The sequence below is a fragment of the Bacillus sp. JJ783 genome, assembly GCF_036963225.1.
GTDB lineage: Bacteria > Bacillota > Bacilli > Bacillales > Bacillaceae_G > Bacillus_A > Bacillus_A cereus_U.
In genome coordinates this window covers 1-1,452 of record NZ_JBALMG010000226.1, presented here as the reverse complement: position 1 = coordinate 1,452, position 1,452 = coordinate 1, and the positions used below count along the sequence as shown (strand labels likewise).

Here is a 1,452-nt window from a genome sequence, read left to right as displayed (position 1 = left end):
AATTAAAGCAAATGATTCAAGTGCTGCACGATAATAACCTTCGTGTTGTGATGGACGTAGTATATAACCATATGTATAATGCCGCTGAATCTAATTTTCATAAGTTAGTTCCAGGTTATTATTATCGATACAATGAAGATGGAACATTTGCAAATGGAACTGGAGTAGGAAATGATACTGCTTCAGAACGAAAAATGATGAGGAAATTTATGGTTGATTCCGTCACATACTGGGCAAAAGAATACAATTTAGATGGATTCCGTTTTGATTTAATGGGTATTCATGATTTTGAAACGATGAATGAGATACGTAAAGCTGTTAATCAAATTGATCCTTCTATTATTCTGCATGGAGAAGGCTGGGATTTAAATACACCTCTTGCAGCTGAATTGAAAGCAAATCAAAAAAATGCGGAGAAAATGAAAGGGATTGCTCATTTTAACGATAATATACGTGATGGATTGAAAGGTAGTGTATTTGAGGAGAAAGAAAATGGTTTTGTAAATGGAAAGCAAAATATGGAAGACCGTATTAAAAAAGGTATTACGGCAGGTATTGAGTATGATACAAATTCGTCCACTTATCAAGATCCGGAGCAGGTGCTAACTTATGTGGAAGCACATGACAATCATACTTTATGGGATAAACTTGAGTTGACTAATTCAGGTGACAGTGAAGAAATGCGAAAGCAAATGCATAAATTATCTTCTTCTATTTTATTAACATCACAAGGTATTCCATTCTTACATGCAGGACAAGAGTTTATGCGCACAAAATATGGTGATCATAATAGTTACAAATCTCCTGATTCAATTAACCAGATGGACTGGTTACGCCGTGCAGCATTTAATAATGAAGTAGAGTATATGAAGGGCTTAATAGATTTACGCAAAAAATACCCAGCTTTTCGAATGACATCTGCAGAGCAAATTAAAAAGTATGTAGCTTTTATCGATGTTCCAAAAAATGTTGTAGCTTATACAATAGATGGAAAGGGAAGTGGGAATAAAAGCGAATACTTTATGGTGGCTCACAATGCAAACAGAGAAGCTGTGGACATAACGCTTCCATCGAAAGGTCCTTGGAAAGTGCTAGTAGATGGTAAGCAAGCCGGAAGTAAAACACTTTATGTTGTCCATGATAATAAAATTAAAGTTCCTGCATTAAGTTCACTAGTTTTAAAAACAGAGAAACCGATTAAATAAATGCAAAAAGCGAAGTGACGGTTGTTTTCACTTCGCTTTAAAAGTTAACTTAGTATAATTTCACATACTGTAATTATATTACAATTTAATAAACAAAAAGAGAAGAACTCACCAAGGTTCTTCTCTTTTTTATATGTAATTAGGGTTTCCATAACTGTAGATATGGATGGTGTAAATTAATGGATGAATAATTTACTCTTAAAATTATAACAGAACAATTAAAGATTTTTATATGTAATATTGCATA

Annotated in this window: 1 protein-coding gene; it reads left to right on the top strand. The window is 33.2% G+C overall.

The window, feature by feature from the left end:
• Window positions 1-1,205 (top strand): type I pullulanase (gene pulA, locus V7038_RS28715; protein ID WP_335696032.1); only part of this gene is annotated, 1,205 nt, incomplete at its 5' end.
• Window positions 1,206-1,452 lie beyond the last annotated feature (247 nt).